Source organism: Chloracidobacterium validum (genome assembly GCF_018304825.1).
In the GTDB taxonomy this organism is placed as follows: Bacteria; Acidobacteriota; Blastocatellia; order Chloracidobacteriales; family Chloracidobacteriaceae; genus Chloracidobacterium; species Chloracidobacterium validum.
In genome coordinates this window covers 1,688,007-1,714,835 of sequence record NZ_CP072648.1, presented here as the reverse complement: position 1 = coordinate 1,714,835, position 26,829 = coordinate 1,688,007, and the positions used below count along the sequence as shown (strand labels likewise).

At 60.6% G+C, this 26,829-nt stretch carries 24 protein-coding genes and 1 tRNA gene; 17 read left to right on the top strand and 8 right to left on the bottom strand.

The annotated features are described in order from the left end of the window. Positions 1–34: 34 nt before the first annotated feature. The 6 genes from J8C06_RS07160 to J8C06_RS07135 are packed head-to-tail and all read left to right on the top strand — an operon-like array spanning position 35 to position 8,071. A complete protein-coding gene (locus J8C06_RS07160; RefSeq protein ID WP_211428034.1) occupies positions 35–448 on the top strand; it encodes a hypothetical protein in 414 nt (137 codons plus the stop codon). A 35-nt stretch (positions 449–483) separates the two neighbouring features. Next, positions 484–771 carry an Asp-tRNA(Asn)/Glu-tRNA(Gln) amidotransferase subunit GatC gene (gatC, locus tag J8C06_RS07155; RefSeq protein WP_211428033.1) on the top strand — a complete coding sequence of 96 codons (288 nt, stop codon included), beginning with the start codon at positions 484–486 and terminating at the stop codon, positions 769–771. A 50-nt stretch (positions 772–821) separates the two neighbouring features. Continuing rightward, positions 822–4,493, top strand: a complete 3,672-nt coding sequence (locus J8C06_RS07150; protein WP_211428032.1) for a protein kinase domain-containing protein — start codon at positions 822–824, stop codon at positions 4,491–4,493. Next, complete coding sequence (locus tag J8C06_RS07145; RefSeq protein ID WP_211428031.1) at positions 4,453–6,249, top strand: sensor histidine kinase; 1,797 nt, start codon at positions 4,453–4,455, stop codon at positions 6,247–6,249. The genes J8C06_RS07150 and J8C06_RS07145 overlap by 41 nt, the downstream gene beginning before the upstream one ends. 10 nt (positions 6,250–6,259) lie before the next feature. After that, positions 6,260–6,844: a hypothetical protein gene (locus J8C06_RS07140; RefSeq protein ID WP_211428030.1), complete on the top strand. Its 585-nt coding sequence runs from the start codon at positions 6,260–6,262 to the stop codon at positions 6,842–6,844. Between the two features lie 18 nt (positions 6,845–6,862). After that, positions 6,863–8,071 carry a sigma-54-dependent transcriptional regulator gene (locus J8C06_RS07135; RefSeq protein ID WP_211428029.1) on the top strand — a complete coding sequence of 403 codons (1,209 nt, stop codon included), beginning with the start codon at positions 6,863–6,865 and terminating at the stop codon, positions 8,069–8,071. On the opposite strand, the gene folK is transcribed toward J8C06_RS07135, so the two are convergent. Then, positions 8,037–8,591 carry a 2-amino-4-hydroxy-6-hydroxymethyldihydropteridine diphosphokinase gene (gene folK / locus J8C06_RS07130; RefSeq protein WP_211428028.1) on the bottom strand — a complete coding sequence of 185 codons (555 nt, stop codon included), beginning with the start codon at positions 8,589–8,591 and terminating at the stop codon, positions 8,037–8,039. The genes J8C06_RS07135 and folK overlap by 35 nt on opposite strands. An 89-nt stretch (positions 8,592–8,680) precedes the next feature. Between folK and J8C06_RS07125 the strand changes: the two genes are divergently transcribed. Next, positions 8,681–9,025, top strand: coding sequence for a hypothetical protein (locus J8C06_RS07125; protein WP_211428027.1), 345 nt, complete (start codon positions 8,681–8,683; stop codon positions 9,023–9,025). On the opposite strand, the gene J8C06_RS07120 is transcribed toward J8C06_RS07125, so the two are convergent. Next, entirely contained in the window at positions 9,006–10,823 is a 1,818-nt protein-coding gene (locus tag J8C06_RS07120; RefSeq protein ID WP_211428026.1) for a M20/M25/M40 family metallo-hydrolase, read from the bottom strand. The genes J8C06_RS07125 and J8C06_RS07120 overlap by 20 nt on opposite strands. 407 nt (positions 10,824–11,230) lie before the next feature. Here J8C06_RS07120 and J8C06_RS07115 point away from each other — a divergent pair, with 407 nt between their 5' ends. Next, positions 11,231–12,229 carry an NAD(P)/FAD-dependent oxidoreductase gene (locus J8C06_RS07115; RefSeq protein ID WP_211428025.1) on the top strand — a complete coding sequence of 333 codons (999 nt, stop codon included), beginning with the start codon at positions 11,231–11,233 and terminating at the stop codon, positions 12,227–12,229. On the opposite strand, the gene J8C06_RS07110 is transcribed toward J8C06_RS07115, so the two are convergent. The 5 genes from J8C06_RS07110 to J8C06_RS07090 all read right to left on the bottom strand — a co-directional run bounded on the left by J8C06_RS07110 (position 12,201) and on the right by J8C06_RS07090 (position 16,334). After that, complete coding sequence (locus J8C06_RS07110) at positions 12,201–12,413, bottom strand: hypothetical protein (protein WP_211428024.1); 213 nt, start codon at positions 12,411–12,413, stop codon at positions 12,201–12,203. The two genes, J8C06_RS07115 and J8C06_RS07110, sit on opposite strands and share 29 nt — an antisense overlap. A gap of 23 nt (positions 12,414–12,436) precedes the next feature. Further along, positions 12,437–13,399, bottom strand: coding sequence for a tRNA pseudouridine(55) synthase TruB (truB, locus tag J8C06_RS07105; RefSeq protein WP_211428023.1), 963 nt, complete (start codon positions 13,397–13,399; stop codon positions 12,437–12,439). A 224-nt stretch (positions 13,400–13,623) separates the two neighbouring features. Then, a complete protein-coding gene (locus J8C06_RS07100) occupies positions 13,624–14,262 on the bottom strand; it encodes a hypothetical protein (protein WP_211428022.1) in 639 nt (212 codons plus the stop codon). A gap of 106 nt (positions 14,263–14,368) precedes the next feature. Continuing rightward, positions 14,369–14,767 (bottom strand): YtxH domain-containing protein, encoded by a 399-nt coding sequence (locus J8C06_RS07095; RefSeq protein ID WP_211428021.1) that lies wholly within the window; start codon positions 14,765–14,767, stop codon positions 14,369–14,371. Positions 14,768–14,912: 145 nt separating this feature from the next. Further along, a complete protein-coding gene (locus J8C06_RS07090; RefSeq protein ID WP_211428020.1) occupies positions 14,913–16,334 on the bottom strand; it encodes a hypothetical protein in 1,422 nt (473 codons plus the stop codon). A 203-nt stretch (positions 16,335–16,537) separates the two neighbouring features. On the opposite strand from J8C06_RS07090, the gene J8C06_RS07085 reads away from it, so the two are divergent. Further along, positions 16,538–16,744, top strand: coding sequence for a hypothetical protein (locus J8C06_RS07085; RefSeq protein WP_211428019.1), 207 nt, complete (start codon positions 16,538–16,540; stop codon positions 16,742–16,744). On the opposite strand, the gene J8C06_RS07080 is transcribed toward J8C06_RS07085, so the two are convergent. After that, complete coding sequence (locus tag J8C06_RS07080; RefSeq protein ID WP_246602000.1) at positions 16,730–17,365, bottom strand: UbiX family flavin prenyltransferase; 636 nt, start codon at positions 17,363–17,365, stop codon at positions 16,730–16,732. The two genes, J8C06_RS07085 and J8C06_RS07080, sit on opposite strands and share 15 nt — an antisense overlap. Positions 17,366–17,516: 151 nt before the next feature. Here J8C06_RS07080 and J8C06_RS07075 point away from each other — a divergent pair, with 151 nt between their 5' ends. The 8 genes from J8C06_RS07075 (at position 17,517) to atpA (ending at position 26,812) form a co-directional block, all read left to right on the top strand. Continuing rightward, on the top strand, positions 17,517–18,473 hold the full coding sequence (locus J8C06_RS07075; RefSeq protein ID WP_211428017.1) for a zinc ribbon domain-containing protein: 957 nt from the start codon (positions 17,517–17,519) through the stop codon (positions 18,471–18,473). A 74-nt stretch (positions 18,474–18,547) separates the two neighbouring features. Then, positions 18,548–21,004, top strand: coding sequence for a DNA topoisomerase (ATP-hydrolyzing) subunit B (gene gyrB / locus J8C06_RS07070; protein WP_246601999.1), 2,457 nt, complete (start codon positions 18,548–18,550; stop codon positions 21,002–21,004). Positions 21,005–21,273: 269 nt separating this feature from the next. Continuing rightward, positions 21,274–23,307: a DnaJ domain-containing protein gene (locus J8C06_RS07065; RefSeq protein WP_211428016.1), complete on the top strand. Its 2,034-nt coding sequence runs from the start codon at positions 21,274–21,276 to the stop codon at positions 23,305–23,307. A gap of 92 nt (positions 23,308–23,399) precedes the next feature. After that, a tRNA-His gene (locus J8C06_RS07060) sits at positions 23,400–23,476 on the top strand. A 258-nt stretch (positions 23,477–23,734) separates the two neighbouring features. Further along, positions 23,735–24,178 (top strand): ATP synthase F0 subunit B, encoded by a 444-nt coding sequence (locus J8C06_RS07055; RefSeq protein WP_211428015.1) that lies wholly within the window; start codon positions 23,735–23,737, stop codon positions 24,176–24,178. 2 nt (positions 24,179–24,180) lie between these two features. Beyond that, positions 24,181–24,690, top strand: coding sequence for a F0F1 ATP synthase subunit B family protein (locus tag J8C06_RS07050; RefSeq protein WP_211428014.1), 510 nt, complete (start codon positions 24,181–24,183; stop codon positions 24,688–24,690). Between the two features lie 45 nt (positions 24,691–24,735). Continuing rightward, a complete protein-coding gene (gene atpH, locus J8C06_RS07045) occupies positions 24,736–25,269 on the top strand; it encodes an ATP synthase F1 subunit delta (protein WP_211428013.1) in 534 nt (177 codons plus the stop codon). A 25-nt stretch (positions 25,270–25,294) separates the two neighbouring features. Next, the gene (gene atpA, locus J8C06_RS07040) at positions 25,295–26,812 is read left to right on the top strand and encodes a F0F1 ATP synthase subunit alpha (protein WP_211428012.1); all 1,518 of its coding nucleotides are present in this window, start codon (positions 25,295–25,297) and stop codon (positions 26,810–26,812) included. Positions 26,813–26,829 lie beyond the last annotated feature (17 nt).

The following is a 26,829-nucleotide window of genomic DNA, read 5'->3' as shown; positions in this document are numbered from 1 at the left end:
TATGCAAGTGCTGTCCAGGCCGTGTGTCGTTACTGTGGGAAAGGTACTGATCGGTCTGCTGATCGGTCTGGCTTCAAGTCCAGCCTGCAAGAAGCAGGAACGCCCGGATGAGGTCGTGGTGGCCGCGAGCCAGTCATCGCGGGACAATGCCACGCGGGCCAGTATGCTCACGATTGCCCGCGTCCAGTCGTCTTTCCATGCGGCGCATGGGCGCTATGGCTCACTGGCGGAACTCGTGGATGGTGGTTTTCTGCCAAACGATCCGTCCGAAGCCCGGATGTCGCAATTTTTCATCGAGGCTTCAGAGAATGCCTTTGGGTGTTACAGTACCCCAACCGATTATCCGGCTTCAGGGCGGATGTCTTACTTCATTGACCAAACTGGGAAGTTGCGTGGCAGTGACCGCCGCGGCGGCCGCGCCTCCGCAACCGATCCGGTCATCGAGTAGTCGCTAGCTTGTCCACCTTCACAAGGAACCTCCCTATGTCCATCACAACTCAGGATGTAGAAAAGATTGCCCAGCTTGCTAACCTGCGTCCCTCCCCGGCCGACCTCGACCGTCTCGCGGCCCAAATGGATGCCATCGTTGGCTACTTTGACCGCCTCAATGAACTGGATACGACTGACCTGCCACCCATGGCCCACTGCACGGCAGTTGGCGACACGGCTTTGCGACCCGACACGCCGCATACACCGCCCGGGTCGGATGTCGCCTTGGCAAATGCGCCAGAGGCCGGACACGGGCATTTCAAAGTTCCTCGCGTTATTTAGCGGGGCGTTGCTTCGCGCACCGCATCGGCTTGCCGTGAGTGGGGTTTGACGTGACGATAGGCATCCATCGGTTGTGTTGGCAAACAGTTGGCCGGCGCGTCCTGCACACCCTGCTCATTCTGCTGTTTCTGGCCGGCACGTGGGCCCAACCTGTTCCGCCGCGCCTGTCTGCTTCTGGAACGCGAGCCGATGCGCCGACCATTCAACCAGACCTCATTGCTCTGCCGGCGTCACGTATCTTCACCGATGTTGATGGGCTACCCCAAAACTCCGTCATGGCCATGACCACCGATGCCGATGGGTATTTGTGGGTTGGCACTCAGGATGGTGCCGCCCGCTATGACGGCAACCAGTGGCAACGTTTCGACCTGCCGGAGAAGGGAAGTTCAAACTGGGTGCGGACGATGTTGCTGGCGCGGGATGGTCGGCTCTGGTTTGGCACTAACGCAGACGGTGTGTTCATTTGGCACCAGGGAAGCTTCGTTCAGCATTACCACGCCGGGCAAGCCGGATTTCCCCACAACACCGTGACGGCGCTTGCCGAAGTCCCCGAACCGGATGGCCGCACGATCCTCTGGGCCGGGACGGCCGGCGGTGGATTGACCTGCTTTGACGGCAAGCGCTGGGAAACCTTCACCCAGGCCAATGCCGGCCTACCCAGCGATGCGATTCGCGCGCTCCTCGTGACCGAGCGTGCCGGTCAACCGGTGCTTTGGGTGGCGACGAGCCACGGACTGGTCGAGTGGCAGGACCGGCGCGTGCAGCGACTCTACAGCACGGCGAATGGACAACTCCCCAGCGACGACATTCGGGCGATGGTTGAGGTGCGTGAACCGGACGGCGCGCGCGTGCTCTGGGCTGGCTTTGCCAACCACGGTGTGGCCATGTACCGCGATGGTCAGTGGCGGATGATGCGGGAGGACTTCAACGGCACGAAGCAAATCCGCAGCCTGGCGGCAACCTATGGCCCGGACCAGTCCGTGACGCTTTGGGTCGGCACCAACGGCGGCGGTCTGGCCGCCTATCACGCCGGCCGGTGGACACTGTATAACACCGATACGCAAACCATTCCCAATAGCGAAGTTTCCTCCATTCATCAAACCCAGACCGGCAACGGCCCGCCGCTGCTCTGGGTTGGCACCAACGGCGGGGGACTGGCCCGATTGCGGTTTGGCGCCTGGCACCGCCTGCACTTTCCAACCGACCTGATCCCACTGGTTGGCGTCAAGTCCTTGCTCGAATACGTCGAACCAGACGGTTCACGCGCCTTTTGGATCGGGACACGCAATCACGGCGCGGCGTGCTTTCGCCAGGGACGGTGGGAAGTCTTCCAGATGGAAAACGGCCCGCTTCCAAGTCGGTTCGTCTCTTGCATGCTCAAAACGGAGCAGGTTTCCAATGGTCCGGCAGTCTGGCTGGGAACGGCGACGGGCGGCTTGGCGCGGCTTCAAAACCGGCAGTGGACGATCTTCAACCGTGAGCAGGGCAGCCTCCCGGACGATGGCATCTGGAGCTTATTGGAAACGACGGACGACGCCGGGACGCCGCAACTACTCGTCGGGACGGAAAAAGGCGTCGCCGTCTGGAAGCAGGGGCAATGGAGCCGGTTTCCACTAGAAGCGTCGGGAATAACCAGTGAGTACGTCACGGCGATGCTGGCCATCCGCGAGCCGGACGGCAGTCAGTGCCTGTGGTTTGGGACGTTTGGCGGCGGGATTGCCAGGCTGCACCGGGGGCGCTGGACCCTGTACAACCGCGCCAACGGCACGTTGCCCAGCGACATCGTGCGCTCGCTGCACCTGCTGGAAAAGGACGGAACCCGGACCCTGTGGGCCGGCACCTATGCCGGCGTCGCCATCGGGGCGTTGCAATCCGGCGAGGTTCAGTGGCACACGCTGTCGGATAGCACCGAGCCGGCGCTGCCGAATAATGTCGTTTATGAAGTCCGCCATGATCGCCAGGGGCGGGTGTACCTCTTCACCAATCGTGGTGTGGCGCGCCTGACGCCAAGCCAGACCCAGGCCTGGCGACTTCCGACGCTGGAAACCTTCACGACTGAAGATGGACTGCCCAGCAACGAGTGCAATGGTGGGGCGGCGCTTTGTGATTCCGAAGGGCGTCTCTGGGCGGGCACCATCGCCGGACTGACCATGTTTGACGACCGGCTTGAAATTACCAGGGGGGAAACCGTCCCACCGCGCATCGTGCGGATTCTCATCAACGGTCAGGAACAACGCCTCACCACCAACTTGGTGTTGTCCCATGACCAGAACGAAGTGAGCTTCGAGTATGAGCTGTTGAACTTTTTCCGCAACGCCGAAACCCAGTACTCAACCCAACTGATTGGTTATGAGTCCCAACCAACGCCCTGGGTGTTGGATCGGCGCCGAACCTTTGCCAGCTTGCCGGCCGGCACCTACGCCTTTCGGATTCGCAGCCGGGATTACCTCGGCACCGTTCAGGAAATCACGACGGCCTCGCTGACTATCCGCCGCCCCTGGTGGGCGCGGTGGTGGGCTTTTGGGTTGTATGCGCTGGCCTTTGTCGCGCTGGGCCTGGGCATCATGCAGTGGCGCGTTTACCTGCTGCGCAAGCGGACGCTCGAACTCGAAGCCAAGGTTGCCGAGCGGACAGCCGCACTGGCCGCGCTCAATCAAAACCTGGCCGAAAAGAATGACCAACTCGTGGTTGCCAATCGTGATCTGGCGCGCAAAAACGACGAACTCGCCGAGGCGCAGCGCCGAACTGACCTGGTTTTCAGTGCGCTCACAAAGGCGCTGCCGGGCACCGTCCTCGATGGCAAGTACCAACTGGATGTCAAAATTGGCACCGGTGGCTTTGGTGTGGTGTATGAAGCCACCCAACTGGCACTCAACCGCAAAGTTGCCGTCAAGGTTTTTCGTCCGGCGGCAGGCAATGATTCACCGCAAGCCCTGGAGCGCTTCCGGCAGGAAGGAATTTCGGCCTGTCGCGTCAACCACCCGAACGCCGTCGCCATTCTTGATTCCGGCGTCTCGTTGGAAGGTATTGCCTACATCGTCATGGAACTGCTGCGAGGCTATACCCTCACGGATGAACTCCGGCGCTATGGCTCATTGTCGCCAGCGCGCTGTGCCGAGATTTTGATTCCCGTCCTCGACGTGCTCGACACGGCCCATGCCGAAGGAGTCATTCACCGGGACATCAAGCCTGACAACATCTTTCTTCACCAGACCAAGGATAGCGAAATCGTGAAGGTCGTGGATTTCGGCGTGGCCAAGCTGGTAGGGGAGGATACGCTCAAGGAGCAGACCATCAGCGTGCTCGGCGCCGTGGTTGGCACGGCCGCCTACCTGGCGCCGGAGCGCATCAATCACCTGTCCTACGATGGGAAATCAGATGTCTATGCCGTGGGCGTGACGCTTTACCAAATGCTGACCGGGCAACTGCCCTTTGACAGCGCCAGCGGTTTTGTGGGCATTGCCCTCCAGCATTTGACGCATCGCCCCCGGCCGGTGCAGCAAGTCGTGCCTGACATACCGGCAGCGTTGAGCGACATCGTCGCTCAAGCCCTTGAAAAAGACCCGGCTTTGCGCCCGACAGCCCGTGACATGGCGGTGCGCCTGGCCGAATACCTTGCCCAGACACCTGTTTTGGATAGCCGTGGCTTCCCAAAGGTCGTGCCAAACAGTTTTCCGTCGGATGATGATCCATACAGCGCCCCGACGCTCATTGGCCCGTGACCGGGCAGGTGACTGTCGCCGCGCGCGCCTTCGCGTCGGACGGCGCATCCGGTCTGGCCAGGCCCTGGCCGTGGCGCTCGTGGCCCTGCTCACCGGGGTTTGTCTGATCGGGCTGTGGATGACATACGCGCTGCGGAACGCTTATGAGCGTGAGGCGCAGCACCGTACCCAGACCGAAGCGCGGTTGGCTGCCCAACTGATTATGGCCGACGTGCTGGCGCAAGCCGAGCTGCCGACACAGCTTGCCGCAGACCGGCTTCCGCCAAATCTGACGGCCGCCGTTGCGTTGTATGACCACGCCGGGCGACGGCACGCCATGGCGTCGCGCAATGACCCAACCGGCGAACTGACCTTGCCGGAGCGGCTTGATGCAGGCAGCTTCCGCCAGGAAACCGGCGTGTATGTCCAGGAGGCCTGGGTCATGACACTCCCCTTGCAAAAAGACGATGGGAAGCTGATGGGGGGCCTCTACCTGAGCGCCCGCCACCGTGGGGCGCGCCTCTCGACGGCCCTGACCCGCCTTGGCTACGAACTGCCGTTGTGGCTAGCCGTGACGGCGTCCGGCCTATGGCTCATGCATGCCTTGTTACGGACTGGCACTTCGCTTCGACCGGCCCGCGATGCACGGGCCGCGCCGGTCGAGTTCGTTCTGGAAAGTTACCAGGAGGTCATTGATCGCCTCCAATCCACGGGGCGCGAGCTTGAACGCCTACGCAGCGACGCCGAGCACCGGGCCGTTGCCCAGGCTGAGTTCAGCGACCGGCTGATTGCCAGCATTCCCGATGCGCTCATCGTGGCGTCGGCGGATGGTACGGTCGTGCTTGCCAATCTGGCGGCGCAAACCTTGTTTGGACGGTCGCCGGGCGTCCCCCTCGACGTGTTTTTTGCCGATGTTCCGGCGCTCAGGGATTTGGTCGTGAATAGTTTGCAGAGCAGCCAAGTTTGCCGCCAGTCTGACATCACCGCCACGATTGGCGGACATGAGCGAACGCTCGACGCGAGCGTTTCGCCGATCCCAGGCGCGGCAAGCGTCTTATGTCTGGTTGCCAACATCACCGAACTGGCCGCGCTGCGCGCCACGGCGCATGCCAAGGAAACCATGACGAATGTCGGTGAAATGGCAGCGGGGATCGCGCACGAGTTCAAAAACTCACTGGCGACGATGGATGGCTATGCGCGATTGCTTGCCCAGGACGCGCCCGACAGTCCAGCGGCGTCCGCGCTCCGGGATGAAGTGCGACATTTGACGCAGGTCGTGTCGGAGTTTCTGACCTTTGCCCGTCCCCTGCGGCTGGCTGCCGGCCCCGTTGACCTGATGAGCGTGGTTGAAGAAGTCGCACAGGCGCTCGAACCGGAGTCCACCCGGCGTGACGTGACGCTGGTATTGCCATCGGCACTGCCAACCGTTGCCGGGGACGCGGCTTTGCTGCGACGCGCGCTTGAGAACTTGCTGCGCAATGCCCTGGAAGCCATTCCTGAAGACGCCACCGTGCGAGAGGTTCGGATACGGACTGAGATCGGCCAGGGAGAGGTGACACTGTTGGTTGAGGATTCCGGTCGTGGCTTTCCCCCAGAGGTCGCTTCAAATCTGTTCGTCCCGTTTTTCACGACCAAAAAACAAGGACACGGCTTGGGGTTGGCCATTGTTCGGAAGATTGTTGTCGGTCACAATGGGCGCATCGAAGCCCGAAACCTTCCCGGTGGCGGCGCGCAGTTTCGGGTGTCGCTGCCTTTGTACCTGAGTGCCGAAGCGTGAGGTGTTCGTCATGAGCGTTCTGTTGAGTTTGATGCTGGCAGGTAGTTTGGGTTGGGCTACCCCTGAACGCGAGCCGGCCGTTGCCGATGGCGCGGCGGTTCAGTCGCCGTCCCAGTCGCCGTCCGCGCCGGGTCGAAAAAGATCACGGCGGTCGCCACGGCAGGCACCGCCACCGGAAACGAGCCGTCCGGCTTTGGACGACCTACCGCTGGGCGCGCAAGACCTTTTACAAACAAGCCCGACACCAACTGCCCCGGCATCCGGAGGTTCCGGCCGCCAGTCACGCTCACGCGCCTTGAGTAACGAGGACTTTGACGCTCCCCCGGCGCGAGGTGACGTTGAAGAAAGCAACGGGGAAACGTCTGAAGCGATGCCATCGCCGGAGGAAGCCTGGCGACAGGCGCTCGAGGCCGCCCGCAACGAACTGCGCGAGGCCGAAGCTGAGAAACAGCGCCAGGACAACGCCGACAACCCGCCGCTGCCAGAGCAGGATGCGACACTGCGGGTTGTCAAGGCGCGGCAAGCCATTCGACGCTTGCTCGAAGAAGGGAAAGTCAAGCAGTACCGCGAGCAGCCATCCCAGCCCCAGCCCTGAGCCAGGCGTCAGTCGGTCATGACCGTGAGTCGCGCGGATATTCTGATTGTCGAAGATAAGGACGCCCTGCGCCAGATGTGGCGCTTGACACTGGAGCGGGCCGGCTACGGTGTCGTGGAAGCCGCCGATGTCAAGCAGGCTCGCCAATCGCTGCGTCGGCAGCCCCCCACGGTCGTGTTGACCGATCTGCGGCTCCCGGATGGCACCGGATTGGACGTGCTGCGCGCGGCCAAGGCACTCGATCCGGACACGCCGGTTGTCGTGCTGACCGCCTACGGTTCGGTTGAGGAAGCGGTGGCGGCTATGAAGGACGGCGCGGAAGACTTTCTGCAAAAACCAGTTGATCCCGATCACTTGCTGCTGGCGCTGGAGCGCTTGGTTGAGACTCGTCAGCTCCGGCGCGCCTGCATCTTGATGCGCGAGGAGTATGCCCGCCGGTATGGTTTCCCGCGCATGATTGGCGACTCCCCAGCCCTACAGGAGGTCGGGCGGCGTCTCCAGCAGGTCGCGCCAACCGATGCGACCGTGTTGTTGTTAGGCGAGTCCGGCGTTGGCAAGGAACTGTTCGCCCGCGCCATTCACCACCTGAGCCGCCGCCGGCAGGAGCCCTTCGTGGCCGTCAACTGCGCGGCGATTCCCGAAACGCTCGTCGAAAACGAACTTTTCGGCCACGAAAAAGGCGCGTTTACCGGAGCTGACGGCCGCCAGGTCGGCAAGTTCGAGCTGGCGCGCGGCGGCACGCTGTTTCTGGATGAGATTGGCGAGCTACCGCTGATCGTCCAGGCCAAATTTTTGCGTGCGCTGGAAGCCCGGACCATCACGCGCATTGGCGGCACGCAGGAAATCAGCGTTGACGCGCGGATCGTGGCCGCAACCAACCGTGACCTGGCGGCAGCCGTGGCGGCAAAAATCTTCCGCGAGGACTTATTTTACCGGCTGGCGGTCTTTACCCTTGAGATTCCACCCCTGCGTGAGCGGCGCGAGGATATTCCGGCCCTGGCCGCCCATTTTGCCGAAAAGTATGGGCGTGAAATCCGCCGGCGCAAGCTGACGCTTTCACCGGCGGCGCTTCAGGCGCTTCAGGCGTATGACTTTCCGGGCAACATCCGTGAGCTTGAAAACTGCATCGAGCGCGCCTGTATTCTCTGCGAAGGAACAACGCTGGAGCCGGAAGACCTGCGGCTGCCGACGGCTACGCCTCCGACTGGTCGCCGGCGGCGGAGTTAGCTGCGGAGTCAACTGCGGATGCATCCCAGGCGTGAACCGGGCTGTTGTCTGGACACGCGGCGAGCAATGCCGCGAAGGTTTGTTTGAAGTGTGGATGCTCGGCCGTTGGGATGAGGTCACACAACGGCACGAGAACAAACCGTCGCAGGTGAAGGCGGGGATGCGGCAGCGTCAGCGTTGGGTCGTCCGAAACCAGAAACTGTCCGTCCAGGGCTTGACATAGTAGGACATCCACATCGAGCGGCCGCGCTCCCTTTGGAATCGAGCGAACCCGTCCAACGTCGGCTTCGAGTTGAAGCCCCAGGGTCAGCATCTCGGCGGGCGCGATGTCCGTTGTCACTTCGAGCACCGTGTTGAGAAACCACGGCTGCGCCAGATAGTCCACCGGCGCGGTGGCGTACCAGGGCGCGCGCCGCCAGCGTTCGGCCCGGCTGGTCAGGCGATCAATGGCACGTTCCAGCAACGTCTGCCGGTCACCCAGATTACTGCCCAAGCCAAGGTAAAAGGTATGTCGTGCCACTGCGCTACACCGAAACGACTTGCTTTGCGTCGTCAACGCATGCGATTGAAAGGGCCATTGCACTTACTTTAGCTGATTCTCACCAAACTATGTTTGCAACGCCCCCGACAGAAATTTTCGAGCCTTACGAACGCCTGATTCCAATCGAAGTAATGGGGCGAATCCTTCACGTCCCAGAGCACAACGTCGTCTTGCGCGGCTTTCAGTTTCTTGACATGGAAAGCATTTCCTACGGCGATTTTTGCTGGAACGGCGACTGCACGAACTGCCAGATTCGGTACTGCCGGCCCGGTGAAGACCGCGAACGCCCGGCGCTTTCCTGTCGGATTCAGGCGCGCGAAGGCATGCGCATCATTGGCTTGAGTAAGCACATTCGCCTGCGCTGCCTCAGTGACGGCGAGCCGCCTTCCACCCTTACCGCCGCATCGGCGTAAGCTTGAACGTCAACCGCCGACCATTTCGCTCGACGACAACTTCAACTTCCTTGTCCGGTTCAAGCTCCTGCAAGACATAGGTGTAGTCATACACACTCTTGATGTCGCGTCCGGCCAGCCCCACGATGATGTCACCGGCTTGCAGCCCAGCCGTAGCCGCCGGGCTGCCCTCGCGCACGCCGGAAAGCTTCACCCCGGCAATCTCGGCCGCGTAGTCAGGAATCGTCCCGAGGGAAACCCGGAAGCCACCCCGCGCGCGTTCGGCGGGATCGCTGGCTTGCGGCGCGATGAAGTCCGGCGGCATCGGGAGATTGGCCGTTGCCCGGAGCACGTCGCTCACGAAGCTGAGCACCTGCCGCTCCCCGGCGTAGTTGATCTTGTCGGCCGTATCCGACGGGCGGTGGTAGTCCGGGTGGCTGCCAGTGAGAAAAAACAGCACCGGAATGTTTCGTTTGTAAAACGACGCATGGTCGCTTGGCCCAAAGCCGCTTTCGCCAAGTGACAACGTGAGCGCGTGGCGTTGGTTGGTTTCGGTCAACAGCGATCGCCAAACCGATGACGTGCCAACGCCCTGGATGGTGAGACGGTTTTCGCGCAGGCGACCGATCATGTCCATGTTGATCATGGCCACGATGCGCTTGCCGCGGGTCGTGGGATGGTCAACAAAGTACGCTGAACCGATCAGTCCCTTTTCTTCGGCCGAGAACGCAATGAACAGCAAGCTGCGCTTGGGTCGCGCCGTCTGGTTGCCCAGCGCCTTGGCGAGTTCCATGAGTCCGGCCGTGCCGGAAGCGTTGTCATCGGCGCCAGGGTGAACATCGCCCTCCCGTGGTGCGAGTGAGTTGGGCCCGCCAAGGCCCAGGTGGTCGTAGTGCGCGCCAATCACCACCACTTCCTGGCTCAGAACGGGATCGCTCCCTTCGAGCCAGCCAAGGAGGTTGTACCCGGTTTGACGCTCCTTGACGACCTCCGTTTGGAGACGCGCGCGAACACCGGCCAGGGATTTGGACGCCGGCTGACCGCTGGCCGCAATGGTTTTTTCCAGGTCGGCGACCGGGACGCCGAGCAGCTTGGCGGCCCAGGCGCGGCTCACGACAGCGCATGGAAAGCCGGCGTCGCCAAAGGCATCGTCATAGCGCAGCCGGGCGATTTGGGAACGTCCGAAATCATCATCCTCGGCAATGACCAGCAGCCCCGCCGCTCCGTTGTTGCGGGCGGTCGTTGCCTTGTAGCGCAGCGACAGAAACGGGCCAAACTTGGTGTGTGGATTCGACCCGGCCGGGCTGTAGGGAAGCGTCAGCACGATGCGGTCTTTCACATCGAGGTTGGCATAATCGTCGTACTGGGCGTCCTTGGCAGCGGAAATGCCGTACCCGGCAAAGACCAGATCGCCCTCTGCGCTGCCGTTGGCCGTGAATCCCAGTGGCCGGAAGTCGGTGTCTGGCACCGCCGTGAGGCGCGATGTGGCAACGGTTGCCGTTAGGTGGTTGCGCCGCCCCAGGCGAACGGCCGCCACGAAGCTGAACGCTTGACGGTAGCCACGGTCGCCGAGCGGGCGGAGTCCAGCGCGTTGGAACTGAGCGGTGATGTACTGCGCCGCTTTTTCCGCGCCCGGCGTGCCAGGCAGGCGTCCGGCAAGTTCGTTGGAGGCCAAGTAGCCGATATGGCGACGAAGGTTGGCTTCAACAGCCGCATCGGCCGGGGCGACCTCGGCCAAGCGCGCCCACGGCAGCGACGATAGCCCGGTGATCAACAGCGCGACAAATCCCAAACGAAGCAAGCGTGAAAGGCGCACCATGGACGAGTATCCTTGTCAACAGCGGTTTCCCAGCCGGTGTCGGCCTCGTTGAGCCGCGAGGCGCGGTAACCGTCTGGTTGGTTTCGGTAGTTTCGACGCCCTGATGGTAGATTTCAAGGACGGGCTGGACGGTACTTTGGCAATTTGCCCGTCCACCGGCGCGCGTTCGCGGGGAGTCTTGGCTGCTTTGTCATGCCAGGTATTGAAATCCGATTGAAGGGCGTGGTTTCAAAAGACATCAAGCACAACCCATCAGGAAGCTTTCTGGACTATCCCCGGATGAAAAGCCATGCGCAAAAACGGCGGCGCTCCTTGAAGTTTTCGATTGGGAAGGGCGGCTTGCCGCCTCGTTAGCAGACACCATAGGATGTCAGACTCGATCCGGTTGTTTCGACGGCGCATGTTATATGACCTATGACCTCATCATCGTTGGCGCTGGACCGGCGGGATTGACAGCCGCCTACGCCGCCCAGCAGGCCAACTTGGCTTATCTGGTTTTGGAGCGGGGGGCGATTGCCCAGACGGTTGCGGAGTACCCAATTGGGCGTCCCTTGTTTTCGACGCCGGATGAAGTCGAACTCATCCCAGGCACGCTCAAACCCAAGGCCGGCCCGAAACCGACCCGCGAAGAAGTCCTGACCTATTACACGCGGCTGGCGACGCGCGAGTTGCGGTTGGCGATTCATACCTATGAAGCCGTCCAGGCCATCATCCCAACCGGCGGAGGCTTTCAGGTCATCTCTGCCAAGAACGTATATCAAGCGCGCCGGGTCATCGTTGCCACTGGTGGATTTGGTCGTCCCTACCGGCTGAACGCGCGTGGTGAAACACCGGCGCGGGTGTCGTACCGATTCGTGGAGGCCTTCCCCTTCGCCGGGCAAACCGTCCTGGTCGTGGGAGGAGGCAACTCAGCCGCCGAAGCCGCACTCGACCTATGCCAAGCTGGCGCAGAGGTTCACTGGTCACTGCGCCGACCATCACTTGACCCACGCCCGGAAGATGCCGACCGCGTTGGCATCAAGCCCTGGGTGCGCGCCCCGCTGCGTGAGTGTGTCGCGCGCGGTGAGCTAACCATTCACTACGCGACGACTTGTGTTGAAATACTGCCTACGTCCGCGCGACTCCGATGCCAAGCTGGAAGCCTTCTGGAAGTCCCCTGCGCCCATGTTTTCGCCCTGCTAGGGGCCGCGCCGGATGTCTCGCTGCTGGCGGCGGCGGGCGTTGCCATCGCCCCCGACGAGCGACCGGTCTATGACCCCGAAACCAATGAAACCAGCGTGCCAGGACTCTACGTTGTCGGGCACCTAACCCGTGAACTTCACATGAAGAATGCCACGGTTGTGCCGCGCCGGGTTGTCGCCGCGATTGCGCAACGACTTACTCATTCAAGCTCGGCAACTGGCTGAAATCAAAACCATCCGCATAGTCTGAGAAATGGACGGCAATGCCCGGATGGTCGCTGTGACAATGGGCGCAGTAATAATTCCCATCGTCGGCCCACCACAGGTCTCTGACCAAAAATGCGACATAGCAGCCGGCGCACCGCTGGGCGCGGCGCCCAAACTTTTCGCGGGCTTCCTCTGGCGTCATGGTGAATCCTGTGGCTGGCTGGCTCAATGTGCCGTGGGCATCACCGTTTGCGGACGAAGCCAACCCGTCCGGTGGTCATAGCGTCCCACGCCTAGAAAGTATCCGGCTTCATCCGTGACGGCGACGCCTACTTCTGGGGCAACAGGAAATGGGCGGCGGTTGTCAGGCGTAATGTCATCTGGCGAGATGTCCAGCGCCTGCCCACAGATAAACCGGTTCGCCAGCGGTTGACCGAGTCGGACGCGCGGCCAGCCCCGCAGGAGATCAAGGGGCGATAGCACTTGTCCCGACCATTCGCCGCTCATGACACACCGTTGCAGGTCTTCGAGGGTCAGTGCCTCGTCAACGGTGAAGCCATCTACGGCTGTTCGTCGAAGGGCGACCAAGTGTGCGCCACAGCCGATGCGTTCGCCAATGTCGTGCGCAAGGGTACGGATATACGTTCCCGATGAGCATGTGACCTCGCATTCCACGATGGGTGCGCCCTGTTGGTCCTGCCGAATGACGCGCCCCTGGGCGTCAGGCAAGAAGTTGAAACTAAACACTTCAATCGGCGTCGCTGCCCGGACGACCACTTTGCCGGCGCGCGCGAGTTGATAGAGCGCCACCCCGTCAATTTTTCTGGCCGAATACATTGGCGGTGTCTGCATTTGCTTGCCCAGGAACGTCTGCGCGACGGCTTGCAACTGGTCTTCGGTCAGGCCTTGGGTGGCGCGCGGTGGTGTGAGCGGTTGTCCGGTCAGGTCTTGGGTATCCGTAGCAAAACCAAATCGAAGAACCGCTCGATAGCTTTTTGAGGTATCGGTCAGAAACCGTGAGAGCCGGGTGGCCGGCCCTAGGCAGAGAACGAGTAAGCCGGTAGCGAAGGGGTCAAGTGTGCCGGTGTGACCGACACGCTTGATGCCGATGAAACGCCGAACCAGCGCGACGACATCATGTGAGGTGGCATTGGGAGGCTTGTCAATTAACAAACCTCCAGAAAGCATTTGGGACATTCCAGAACGCTCACCAACCACAAATTAGGACTGACTGTACTCTTGGAAACCTAGCGGAAGGATAATGCGACGCCAAATTGTTTTTTCCAAGAATGTACCTGAAAAGTCATCGAACTCTTCAAGCCACACCGGCCAAAGCGTGGGCGATGTGGCACGCCTGGGACACGCGGGAATGTCCGCCTTCAGGCGCGCCCAAACGGTTTGACCGCATCCGTTCAGATGAACATCTCTTCGTCCTGGTAGGCACGGTCAACCGTCTTGCGCTCTGGTGTCAGCAAGACCGATAGGAACGTCTTTGCCGCAGACAACATGGCTGAAATCTCTTGCACGGGCCGCAGCACGTCTTGCTGAATGATCGAGGCCGTGTCATCAATGCGGAGCGCCGTCCGCGACGCGACATGCGCGTAGGTGTCCACTTGGGTGCGGAGTTGTTCAGAAGTGTCCTTGACAAGCGTCGAAACTTCCTGTGCGCTTTCCGTGGTCAAGCGGGAAAGCTCCTTGGTGGTCGCCGTCACCGCCGCAAGGCAGGCCTGAGCTTCCGTTTTGAGCGTTGCCGTGGTGTCGCGCACCAGCACGGTCGTTTCGCGTGCCACGCCAAGGAGTTCATTCGTCCGAACCAGAATCGGGGTAATGGCTTCGGCGGTGGTTTGCGCTTTCTCGATAATGGGCTTGGCCGATGTCAAGAGTTGGCGGGTTTGTTCAACCACCGGATCAGTTTTGGTCCGGGCTTGCTCAATCAAGCCCATGACTTTGGTGACCAACCGGTAGATAACCAAGAGCAGCGCCAACTGCACGACAAAGACGACGACAAGGGAAACGCTGATGATTGTTTGGAAGATTTCGTTCGTAATCACGGGTTCAGGACTCTCAACTAGAGCCGCCAGTTGCCACTCGGCGAGCAGCCACAGCGAGCGGTACAGGTTGAAGGTGAAGGCGTGGCTAGGTCAGTCATTTGGGTGACTACGCCGTAGGTTCGCCGTCGGCAGCTTCCTTGTTGTCAATCGCCAGGGCTTCGGCTTTCTTTTCGCGGTACGCCTGCTTACCGGCCTCGATGGCAGCCGCCACACGGTCGCGTTGTTCATCGAGCAACCCGCGCCCGGATTCAAGCAGGTGCGATGCTTTTTCTTTGCTCAAGGCATACAACTCCGAGGTCTTCTCGCGCCCGCTCGTGTACAGATGGGAGGCCTTCTCACCGAGCGCCTTGGCGTTTTCCGTCGTGTAGTCAATGCCGCGCCGGGTCGCGTCACTGATGTCGCCGCGCAGCTCACGCCCCGACTTTGGCGCGAACAGTAGCGCCACCAGCGCCCCGATGCTGGCGCCAGCCAGGAAATAGGTAATCTTGTTCGAGCTTTCAGACATGGCGAGAAATCCTCCGTGCTGGGATGTCATCGTGACTTGGGATGATGGCTGGACTGCTGAGTGTGAGAAAAGCCACTAAGTTAGAAAACACTACCATGTGCCACCGGAAGCAGCAACCACTGAGATGGTACTTGGCGCACCCTGGTCACTTGCTGACCGGGTCTGAGCCAGCCAAGAAAGCGTCCGGTGTGAGCGGTCCGACGCCGACCAAGGCGGCGAGTTCGCCGGCCGTGTAGCGAAAGCCAGTGTTCCACAGGTCAATCAAGTCATCGCCAGCGCGGCGGCTGGCGAACCAGTTACCGTATTTCGTGCGCAACCAGTCGTTCAGCGCGGCGGCCAGCCACGCGCCGCGCAGTTGGGCCAGGGCCTGAGGTGCCGCGTCAAGTTCATCGTGCAATTCCCAGTCTGAAAGGGTTGTGTCCAGGTGCTGCGCAAACTCAGCGCGTACACGGTCGAGCGCCCAGCCACCGGTTTCGCGCCCATGCCAGGCCACGAATCGCAGGGCCGCCCGCCGCGCTAGCTGCCAACGGGCAGCTAGCAGGGCATGCCGAATGACCGGAGGCGGCTGAATATCCAGCGCGCCAGCGACCCAGCGCCGGTCAATGAGCAAATCGGCAAAAAGCCACTGCCAAGCTTCAGCCACCGCCGGATCGCCGTGGGAACGAAGTTCGACCGGCAGCTTGGCCGACGTCCAGGCCGCTTGCTGCACGCGGGCCAGCTCGCCCAGAAAGCGCCGCCAAGTTTGCCAGTTGGATGCTTCTGCCACCATCCAGCGGATGTCTTCTGGAATGCGTACCCGAAACACGCCGGACGGGCCGGTGAAGCGCCAGGCGGTCGTCACATTGGTTTGCTGCCACGGACGTATCCCAAAGCCACGTAACAGGTTTTCCGCCACACGCCGAGGCTGGCGGTCACCAAAAGGGTCAGTCGCCGGCGCGGCCGCGGCATGCGCTGCAACCACGCGACGATAGGGGGTATCCGTTTCGACCAAAAACCGCTCGCAGGTGTCCGTCCACGCGGAGATGTCCTCGCCCGTCCGCCGGTGAAGCTGTGCGGTGACTTGCTCCGCCAAGTGACCGTAACCCAAGCTGCGCGCGGCTGCGCCCAGCATCTCCCGGCGCTGCTCTCGAAGATCAACCAAGCTGGCGTCGTGCGCCGCGAGTTTGCCCTGAAGTTCGCGGCGGTGCGCCGGGTCTGACTCGGCGGCCAGATGCGGCCGGAGCGCGGATGCCGATTGGCGTTGTCCGCGCCACGGGATGAGTGGGGTGGTGAGGGCCCGGTGGAGTTCCGCGTCGAGTTCCCGCGTTTGCGTCCGAATGAACCAGGTTTCCGCAAAATCAAGGAGTGATTGTCCGCCACGCCGTTCGGTTTCGGAGCGCGAGGCATCAGCTTGACTTTCGCGGCGCAAATCGGCCACAGCCGTCGCCGACCACAAGTCACTGAATCGATCCTGAAGTCGCGCCGGAAGCGGCTCAAAACCGGAGGCGGCACGCCACGCCATCTGCCTGGCCTGCGCCCGTGCCGCCTGAAAAGCCGCAAACTCGCGCCGATAGTCGTCGCGTTTCATAGCTCAGGAAACCCGTCATGGTTGGGTTGCCAACCAGAGACCGCCATCTAACCGGACTGTACACTGAATTGAAGCGCGCCGTGAGAACGTGTAGCATTCAAGGCGCATATCGTCATGTACCTTTTCCGCCAGATGTACCCTTTCCGCCAGCGTGACGGGAAGCATCGGGCGTGAAGACACAAGCTTGGAGCGAGGGACTGCGCATGCCAGCTTCCACAACGCAAGAGTACCTTAGCGCTTTGCTCGAGGCCATCCGCCTGCCCTCTCCGGAAGAGTCCATCCTTGAACTACGCGCCAAGTTCCCGTTGCTTGATCTGCGGCTCATTGCGGCCGATGTGCGCTGGGGACGGGAACTTCGGCAGCGGGGCTACGGGCGGCAGGAGATCCTGGAAGATTTACACCTGGCCTGATGCCGGCTCGGATGACGGCGCGCGTCGTCCGCGCCAGGTGGTGTCGGTTGGATGGGAAACGCCAAGGTGCGCCATGATGCGAAACACCAGGTGATCGACCAGTGCTTGTACGGATTGCGGCCGGTGATAAAAGCTGGGACAGGCCGGCAAAATCAGCGCTCCGGCCCGTTCAACGCGCAGCATGTTCTCAAGATGAATGGCGTTGAAAGGCGTTTCGCGGGGGACCAGAATCAGCGGCCGCCGTTCTTTGAGCATAACGTCCGCGGCCCGGTGGATCAGGTCGCGGGCGATGCCGGCCGCAATGTAGCCCAGGCTGCCCATGCTGCACGGCACGACGGCCATGCCATCGCAGGGGTAGGAGCCGCTGGCAATCGTTGCGCCGACATCCTTGACCGGCAGCAGGGTAATCTTGGTTGTCGGCCGCCCAAGCAGCGCTTCCACGTCGCTGGCTTTGGCGCCCGTGATGGGCAAGTCGAGTTCTTCCCGAATGACCGTCGCGCCCAGCGCGCTGATAACCAAGTTGATTTGAGCGACTTCCAGGCTGGCGTCGAGGTAGTGCAGCAATCGCTGGGCGTAAATGGCCCCGCTTGCGCCGGTAATGGCCACGGTCAGGTGCTTCACAAAGACTTTCAATCCACAGGCAGTAAAGTTGATGACGAGGTGGGTCCCACCTGTCCACCGGGCCGGTGGGCAACTCGTCCTGCGCCGGCGCCGCTGGAATGATAAACTAAATCGCATTCAGGGATGTACATCAGGTGACGTAGAGACGATAATGACAACAAATAGCCTGCCTGTAGTAGCCTGTCCCCAATGCGGTCGTCCGAATGGGACGCACCGGACAACGTGCCTCTTTTGTGGTCAGCCACTACGGATTCCCGGACAGGAAAGCCAGGCGCTGCCGAACTTACGGAATGCGGAAGACATCGAGCCAGGCTACAACGTCATCTTTCTCCCAGGCAATCCGCCCGCGCCGAACGCCGTTGAGGAGGTAGCTGCGGTCGGACGCCTCACCCCCGAACAGGCCGCCGCACTTTTGGCGTCGCCGGCTCCGGTTCCGATTGCGCGCGCGACAACACCCCACGACGCCACGCTGTTGACCCAGCGATTGGCGCGGTCGGGATTGCGCACGCTGATTTTGTCTGACGCACAGTTGTCGCCCCTGCACCCGCCACGCCGCGCGCGCGCGCTGGTTGCCGCGGGCGACTTCCTTGAAGCGTGGGGAACCGATCAGGCGATGCTGCTGCGCCTGAGTTGGAATGAAGTGTCCCTCGTGGTCTTTGGGGTGCTCCGGTTTCGTCAGGTCTTGGCGCGCGAGTCCACAGCGCGGCGGGCCAAGGCGGAACGCGAGGAGCTTTACACGGCTGATGAAGAAGTTGCCGTCATTGACTTGTTCGGTCCGACGCTGGCCACGCACCTGCGGATTCGCGCCGATGGCTTTGACTACTCCTGCCTTGGTGCGCAGCGAGGGCTGCTCGCGGCTGAAAACCATACCCGTTTGGGCGACTGGCTACTGGCTTCGCTCCCGTCCATGGCGGTTGTCAATCGTGATTTTTATGCCTTGGCGCGGGTTCTCGATCCGATTTGGGGGCTGACTAAAGCCAGCCGTCGGCAGCCGTTCAAGCGTGCCGGGATTGGGAAAGTATCGGCCGAAACGACCGAATACGTGGACAATGAACGTCAGTTTACCTGTTTTGCGCGTAGTTTGTTTTTCACGGTGCGCCCGGCTTGAGCGTCGCAAACAAAAAACACCGCCGGGGCCTTGTGGCAACGTATTTTTTTGAAAGGCTGAACCAGACAACCTCCATGATGACACCCAAACCCCAATCCGAAGCCGCGTTGCTCAACGCGGCGGCTGAAACCTACACGGCTGATTCCATCACCTCGCTTTCTGGGCGTGACGCCGTGCGCCTCCGCCCAGCCATGTACATTGGCTCCAACGGCGAGTTAGGACTGCACCACCTGGTTTACGAAGTCGTTGATAACTCAGTGGATGAAGCGCTCGCCGGCCACTGCACGCAGGTGGAGGTCATCATTCACCCGGATAACTCCATTTCCGTGATTGACAACGGGCGCGGCATCCCGGTGGATGTCAAGCAGGATGACCCCAAAAAGCGCTCGGCCGTCGAAATCGTCCTCACGGAACTGCATGCCGGAGCCAAGTTTGGTGAGGACAACACGTACAAGGTTTCGGGCGGGCTGCACGGGGTTGGGGTTTCCTGCGTCAACTTTTTGTCGGAATGGCTGCGGGTCGAGGTGTACCGCAATGGTTACGTACACGAACAGGAGTTTGAGCGCGGCATTCCGGTCGCGCCACTGACCAGAACCGGTAAAACGACCAAGCGTGGGACGCGCGTCAGTTTCAAGCCAGATGGCGAGATTTTCACCACGACGACCTATGACTTTGACACCCTTGCTCAACGTTTACGCGAAAAAGCTTTTTTGACCAAAGGGCTGACCATCACGCTCGCCGACGAGCGTGGCGAGCAGGAACGGCGACAAGAGTTTTTCTATCGTGGTGGCATTGCCGAATTTGTCGCGCATCTCAACCGGAACAAGACCGTGCTGATGCCGGAGCCGTTCTACTGCGAAGCCACGCAGGGCGAAGTGACCGTTGAGGTGGCTATTCAGTACAATGACGGCTACGACGAAAAAGTTTTCAGCTTTGCCAACAACATCAACACCGTGGACGGCGGCACCCACCTGTCGGGTTTTCGGACGGCGCTGACGGCCAGCATCAACGCCTACGCGCTGAGTGAAGGACTGAGCAAGCAGCTCAAGGAAAACCTGACAGGCGATGATGTGCGGGAGGGCCTCGTGGCGGTGGTGAGTGTGAAGATTCCACAGCCGCAGTTTGAAGGGCAAACCAAGAACAAGCTCAACAGTGATGTCAAGGGAATGGTGGATTCCATCCTTCGGGAACAGCTCAAAACCTACTTCGGCGAGCATCCCGCCATTGCCAAACGCATCATTATGAAGGCGGTTGACGCGGCGCGGGCGCGCGAGGCGGCGCGGCGGGCGCGTGAGATTTCGCGTAAGTCGTCGCTCAACAGCCTGACGCTTCCAGGCAAGTTGGCAGACTGTTCTGAGCGTGACCCATCAAAATCTGAGCTTTTCATCGTTGAGGGCGATAGCGCCGGCGGTAGCGCCAAGCAGGGACGCGACCGGCGAACCCAGGCCATCCTGCCCCTCAAGGGCAAAATTCTCAACGTCGAAAAGGCGCGTTATGACAAGATGCTATCCCACAGCGAGATTGGGGCGCTCATCATGGCGCTTGGCACTGGCGTCGGAAAATCAGATTTTTCGATTGATAAGCTGCGCTACCACAAAATCATTTTGCTCTGCGACGCCGACATTGATGGCTCGCACATTCGGACGCTGCTGCTGACGTTTTTCTACCGCCAAATGCCGGAACTGCTGGAACGCGGACACGTCTTCATCGCCCAACCGCCACTCTACAAGGTCAAGAAAGGGAAGTCCGAGCAGTACTTGCTTGACGACCGAGAGCTGAACAAATACTTACTCAAGCGGGCTACCGAGGATGTGCACGTCACGGTCGAGCCGACCCAGCGCGTGTTAGCCGGACGCGAGTTGGCCAAGTTTCTCGACAAGTTGCTGGAGTTTGAGATGTTTGCGCCCAAGCTCGAACGGCGGTTGCAGCGCGATGCGCGGCTGATGGAGCTGGTGCTGCAAGCGTGTACCGGTGACGGTGGCTATAAGCCCGGCCGCAAATTGCATGCGTTGTTTGAGACCGAAGACTGGCCGCGCCGTTTGGTGGATACCCTGGCCGCGGCCGGGTACGACGCCACGCTCAACCGCGATGAGGAGCATGCGCTGTTTCGGGTGGTCGTGACGAAGCCGAACCTTTCCATCGCCGTGGATTGGGAACTGGCAACCCATGCCGAGTTCCAAAAGTGTGTCACGATCTATGCCGAGTGGCGGGATGCCATGACCGGTCCTTACACGGTTGCCCAAGGCTCGGTCACCACCCCCGTTGCGCAACGCGCGGCGTTGGGCGACCAAATTCTGACACTCGCCAAGCGCGACCTCACCATTCAGCGGTACAAAGGGTTGGGCGAAATGAACCCGGAACAACTCTGGGAAACGACCCTCAATGCCGAGAAACGTACGCTGCTTCAGGTTCGCATCAATGACGTGGTTGAAACCGACGCGGTGTTCACCGTGTTGATGGGCGATGCCGTTGAGCCTCGTCGCCGGTTTATCGAGGAACATGCGCTCGATGTGAAAAACCTCGATGTATGATGTGGTCCTAACCGGTCTTCACTTATCCTGGACTGAATCCCGGTCACTCAAGCCTGATTCCAGTCCCGCAGGCTTGGCGCCAGCCCTATGCCACCGAACCCCTGGGCTGGCGGCAAGTATGCCTGAGCTGGCGCGCGATGAGTGCCCTACCCACTGGCTTGCCACTTGCCAAATACTGGAGGCCGTTGAATACTCTTGACATCGTAGCCATTGTTGCCAAGCTTTGGTGCGATGCCCCGCACATGTTTCTAGATGTGGGAGTCGTTTGAATGACACAGCGACTCGAAGGTACTTGTGTTCCACAACTCATCGGCATTTGCTACCAGCAGCAGTTGAGCGGGACACTCACGCTTACGCAGCCGAACCTGGTGCGCCACGTATATTTCGAAAACGGCTCAATCGTTTATGCGGCAAGTGAAACGGTTTCCGAGCGATTTGGTGAGCGGCTGTGCACGCTGGGTTGTATCTCTCCCGAACAGCTTGCGCGGGCAATCGCTGAAACCAGTAAAGGGAAGCGCTTGGGGGCTTGTTTGGTTGAACTTGGCTACCTCGCCGCGACGGACTTGCAAGCAATGCTGGTGGGGCATGTCACCTATTTGGTGCATTCGCTTTTCCACTGGACGACGGGCGAGTATCGCTTTCAGGCGCAGAAGATTAAAGTGGCGGGCTTCGAGCAATCTCTGTCGCCGGTGAGCCTCATTTTCGATGGCATTCGTAGTCTGTCGGACATGGAACTCATCCGCCGCTGGTTGGGGGGCATGCACCGCTGTCTCAAGCCGGTGTCCACGAAGCAAGTGAGCTTGCCTGGTGTAACGCTCACCCCGGAAGAGGCGTTTGTCCTGTCGCGGCTTGACGCACCGCTGCGTATCGAAGATGCCTGCCTGGCCACGCCATTGCCAGAAGAGCGCGTGCTCCGGGCGTTGTGCGCTTTTGCCATGGCTGGCATCGTGAGTTTCGCAGACGGTGACCCTTCGCCCGTCATCGAGGTGATGCCAAGCCCGTCGGCCCCAGCAGGCAAAACGTCCGGTGAGATCGATGCCGCGCACGCCGCCGAGATATGTTTTGAGCTGGAAGAAAAGATGCGAGTCGTTGAGTCCGGCGGAACGCATTACCAAGTTTTGGGGATCAATCGTCGGTTTACCTCGGACGAGCTCAAGAAAACCTATCGGGAACTTGCCAAAAAGTTTCACCCCGACCGCCATTCCCAGCTCGCAGCGTTTGATTTTCAGGTGAAAGCCAAGTTGGAGCGGGTGTTTATTGCCATCCAGCAGGCCTATGATGTGCTGAACGACGAGGAGAAGCGGCGCAAGTATGACCTGACCATTACCGGAAACACCGCCCGTTCAACCCCTGGCGGAAATCGTTTTCCGACCGGGGCTTATCCGGTCGCGCGTCCAACGCCGTCGAGTCCACCGGGGGGACAGCCCTCGTCGTTTGGGCCTGCGCCGAAGCCGCCGGCCGCGCCGCCGCCACGTCCGCCAGTGCCGCCCACGCTGCCGGTGCGCCCACCATCGGGAGACACGCCGCGTCCGACGGTGACGCCCAAATCGCCGCCACTGCCGCCAAAGCCACCGGCAAGCGCCAGTTTCCCGACGCCACCAACCATTAAGCGTCCCAGCACTGGCGCTCATCCAGCATCACCGCCAATCCCGAAGCCTCCCGCGCCAACGCCGCCAACGCTCAAGCCGCCAACCCCGCCGCCCGTCACCGCAGCAACCGGGGCGACGGCGCAATCAAACGGTGGTCCACCATCTACGCCACCACCCCGGATGCCAACCGGCGCATACCCAAAAGCGCCGTCGAGCCTGCCACCGGAGCCGCCGGCTGTTCCAGCTTCAGAGCTATACCTGAAAACCGTGGAATACATGGGGAATGGGGATGTCGAGCGGGCCTATCAATCCATCCGCCGGGCCGTGGAGCAGCGTCCCAACAATGCTGACTATCAAGCGATGCTGGGGCGTGTGCTTTTGCGGATCCCAGGGCGCAACAAAGAGGCCGAGAAAGCTTTTCTCACGGCAATCGATCTCTGCCGAGACCCGGATGAAGTCCCCGAACTTCTCATAGAACTGTCTGACCTATACATCAAGTTTGGGCTTGATTCCCGCGCGATTGAGTGCCTCGACCAGGGGCTTTCATTGGCGCCGGAGCATCCCGAACTCAAGAAACGTCGCAAGGCGCTTGGAGCAAAGCGGACGATGACCCCACGAGCGGGCAGTCTGCGTGTTGCCACCGGTCGGCGATTGCAGTCGTTGGTAGGGAAAGTCTTTGGCTTGGACAACGCAAAGGATGATGATTCAACCTAGTTGTCTGAGTTGTCCCGATGCCCATACGAAATCATCCAGGCAGGCGTTGCATTGACAAGGGCCGCGCGTTATCATCCGCGCCTTGTTTGACGGCGGGTGTAGCTCAGTTGGTTAGAGCGCTTGATTGTGGCTCAAGAGGTCGTGGGTTCAAGTCCCATCACTCGCCCCACTGTTTTTCCACTGCCTCCCACGTTAGGTTTTTCCGGTTCGGCTGCCCCCTGCTAGGGACACCTGCTCGGTCGTGCGCACCCTTGTCGCCGGCGGCGGGTATTTCTGCGCTTTCCTGGTTGACAGTGACCAGAGGCACGAGTAACTTCGCAGCTTGCTTTTCAAACCCTGTTTCGGCGTGTTGGGGCGTTCGCCCATTTCGCTTTTGTTTATGCTCGAGTCGTCATTTGGTGTGAGTAATCTACAGGCAAGCTACTTTTTGGCTGCTGAGAGTAGCTTACTGACGCCTGATTGGTCGCTCCTGGTCACAGTCGGCGTCTTTTTGCTGGTTGCCTACCTGCTCAACGTCTTGGTGTTCAAGCCAGTCTTGGCGGTTCTGGACGAACGCGCGCGCCGGACAGGCGGCATTCGCCAGATGCTCGGTGGTTATGACCAGCGTTTGGCTGAGTACGAAGCCGCGCTCCGGGCTGGGCGAGTGGCTGCCGCCAAGCTTGTCGAAGAGCGCCGGGCCGCCGCCCTCCAACGGCGGAGCGAGATTATCGAGTCGGCAAAACAAGCTGCATCGGCCGAAGTGGCGGCGGCGACACAGGCCTTGACCGCGCAGGTGGCGGCCGTAAAAGAAACGCTTGCCCGTGACGCCGAGCACCTGGCCGCTTCCATCGCCGGAACGATTCTGGGTCGCCAGATTGGAACGCCACGATGACCATGACGCTTGCCACTATGGTTTTTTGGGCCGCTGGCATCCCGCTCTGGGCCAAGTTTCTCAACTTTGCAATTTACGCCGGCTTGCTCGCGTTTTTTCTTGCCAAGCCAATTGCTGAAGGCTTGCGCAAACGCGCCCAAAATATTCTCGAAGCCCTTGACCGGGCTGGGCAGGAGCGCGCACTGGCTGAAACCAAGCTGCGCGAGCTGGAGGACCGTTTTGCGCGACTTGAATCGGAGTTGGCCGACATTCGCCAGCAAGCGGAGCAGGCGGCACAGGCAGAGCATGACCGGATTGTGGCCGCGGCCGAGGCCGATGCGGAACGCTTGCGAAAGCTGGCCAAAATGGAAATCGAAGGCGCAACAAAGGCGGCTCGCCTTGAACTCCAGGCGTTTGCGGCCGCCACTGCGGTTGAGCTAGCCGAATCGCTAATCCGACGCGAGCTGTCGTCGAGCGACCAGTCCCGACTGGTTGCAAGCTACACGAATCAGCTTGGGAAACAGCGTGTTTAGCTCTGACAAAAGGATGCGACACTACGGAACAAAGTCTGTTGTTGTATGAGTTCACTTGCCAATCGCTATGCTCGTGCCCTGACTGACGCCGCTGGGGCTGACCTACCAACGGTTGCAACCGAGATAAAAGCTTTTCATCAACTCGTGACGACGCACACCGAGCTGGCCGACGCCTTGGCCAATCCCACCATTCCGCTGGCTCAAAAGGAAGGACTGCTCCGGGCCTTGTGTGCGCGACTCAAGCCGCATCCGGTTACGTCCAACTTTTTGGGCGTGCTGCTGCGCAACCAGCGGATGGCGGCTTTGGGTGATATTCAGTCGGCAATTGAAGCCGTCGTAGATGAGCGCTCCGGCATTGTGCCGGTTGAAGTGACCAGTGCCATGGCGCTGGGTGTGAGCGAGCGCCGGGTGCTTGAACGACGATTGAAAGAGGCGATTGGCAGCGACATTCGTGTTACCTACCGGGAATCGCCTGACCTGATCGGGGGACTTGTCACCCGTGTCGGGAGCACCTACTACGATGGTTCAGTCCGAACCCAACTTGTTGAATTACGAGAGCGACTCGCCCGGCGCGCCTAGCGGCCGGGACGTTCTGAGGAATGACATGGAAGCCATTCGAGCCGACGAAATCAGTCAACTTATCCGCGAACAAATCGAAAACTTTCAAGCTGGTGTCACCGTCGCCGAGGTTGGGACGGTTATCAAAGTGGGCGATGGCATTGCCGAAATACACGGTCTTGACAATGTCATGGCCGGCGAACTGCTTGATCTGCCCCACGAGGTCAAAGGCATTGCGCTCAACCTGGAAGAAGACAAGGTTGGGGCGGTGCTCTTTGGCGAGTACCATGCCATCAAGCAGGGTGATTTGGTCAAGCGGACCAAGCGCATCATGTCGGTCCCGGTCGGCGACGGATTTTTAGGCCGGGTCGTCAACGCGCTGGGTGAACCAATTGACGGACGCGGCCCAATCGCCAACGACGGTTTCAATCCGGTGGAGCGCATTGCCCCTGGCATCGTCGAACGGAAGTCGGTCAAAGAACCGATGATGACCGGCATCAAAGCCATTGATGCCATGATTCCGATTGGGCGTGGGCAACGCGAACTCATCATTGGCGACCGTCAAACCGGCAAAACCACGATTGCCATTGACACCATCATCAACTCGAAGGGTAAGGACCTGATTTGTATCTATGTGGCGATTGGTCAGCGGAAAGGGTCAATCGCGCAGTTGGTCAAGCGTCTCGAAGAGAACGACGCCATGGCCTACACCATCATTGTGTCGGCGTCTTCATCAGACCCGGCCGCCATGCAATACATTGCGCCCTATGCCGGAACTGCCATCGGCGAATACTTCATGGATCGCGGCAAGCACGTCCTTTGTATTTACGATGACTTGTCAAAGCACGCCGTCGCCTACCGCGAGATTTCCTTGCTTTTGCGGCGACCGCCAGGGCGCGAGGCCTATCCGGGCGACGTGTTTTACCTGCACTCGCGCCTCCTGGAACGCGCTGCCAAGTATGACGACAAGCGCGGCGGTGGCTCATTGACTGCCTTGCCCGTCATCGAAACCCAAGCTGGTGACATTTCGGCTTACATCCCGACCAACGTCATTTCGATTACGGATGGTCAGATCTTTCTCGAAGGCGACTTGTTCAACGCCGGGATTCGCCCGGCCATCAACGTCGGAAACTCCGTCTCACGGGTCGGCAGTTCGGCGCAAACAAAGGCAATGAAACAGGTCGCCGGGACGCTGCGGCTCGAACTGGCGCAGTACCGCGAGCTGGCGGCCTTTGCCCAGTTTGGCTCCGACCTGGACAAAGCTACTCAGCGCCTGCTGGCTCGTGGGCAGCGGCTGACGGAAATCCTCAAGCAGGGACAGTATGTCCCCATGCCGCTCGAAGAACAGGTTTTTGTGATTTGGGCCGCGACGAATGGCTATGTGGATGATATTCCAGTTTCAGAAGTGCGCCGTTTTGAAGCTGAGCTTTTGACGTATCTCAAAAATAACCAGGCCGGGCTATTGAACGACATTGCCACGAAAAAGGAACTCACGGACGACATCAAGTCCAGAATGAAAGCTGCGGCTGATGCCTTCAAGCAAACGTTTGTTGTCCACGCTTGAGCCTGGGGCGTGATAAG